1 protein-coding gene is annotated in these 700 nt (G+C 40.0%); it reads left to right on the top strand.

The window, feature by feature from the left end; translation table 11 throughout:
• Positions 1-106: 106 nt before the first annotated feature.
• A complete protein-coding gene (tnpA, locus tag D3H55_RS23710; RefSeq protein WP_119549773.1) occupies positions 107-568 on the top strand; it encodes an IS200/IS605 family transposase in 462 nt (153 codons plus the stop codon).
• Positions 569-700: the final 132 nt, after the last annotated feature.

Genomic DNA, 700 nt, shown 5'->3' with positions numbered 1-700 from the left:
AGAGCTTAAAGCGTGGTATTAAAAAAACCTCGCTTCCATGATAGGATAAAGTTGGTTTCCCGACCACTTCATTCCATCATAGAAGGAGGTATGCCCTGTGAAGGACATGAACAGTTTAGCACATACAACTTGGAATTGTAAGTATCACTTAGTATTTGCACCGAAATACAGAAGACAGATTATATATGGAAAATACAAAAAGAGTATTGGGCAAATTATTCGAGATTTGTGTGAACGGAAAGGTGTCATAATTCATGAAGCAAATGCCTGCCCGGATCACATTCATATGTTAGTGAGTATCCCACCAAAGTTAAGCGTATCTCAATTCATGGGTTACTTAAAAGGAAAAAGCAGTCTCATGATATTTGATCGCCATGCCAATTTGAAATATCGATATGGAAATCGAAAATTCTGGTGTCGTGGATTCTATGTTGATACAGTGGGCAGAAACAAGAAGCAAATCCAAGAATACATTAAGAATCAGCTGAAGGAAGATTATATGGCCGACCAGTTAACATTGTTCGAGGAACATGACCCGTTTACCGGACAGAAAAATCGGAAGAAATAAAGAAATTCTTTAGAATTAGTGAGTGAATGTGGTGCAGAAGGGAAACCATTCAGTGGGCCTTTTAGGCCGAGGCCGGTAAGAGAGGCTTCCAGCCGCAGAGCAAACCACCAGTTCACACTGGTGGTTTTGATT

The organism is Bacillus salacetis (assembly GCF_003581585.1).
GTDB lineage: Bacteria > Bacillota > Bacilli > Bacillales > Bacillaceae_B > Rossellomorea > Rossellomorea salacetis.
The sequence above is the reverse complement of the archived record's forward strand: the minus strand, read 5'-3'. Positions and strand labels throughout refer to the sequence as shown.

Excerpts from the sequence above, each read along its gene's own strand:
- tnpA (WP_119549773.1), top strand. The coding sequence starts at position 107 with ATGAACAGTTTAGCACATACAACTTGGAATTGTAAGTATCACTTAGTA.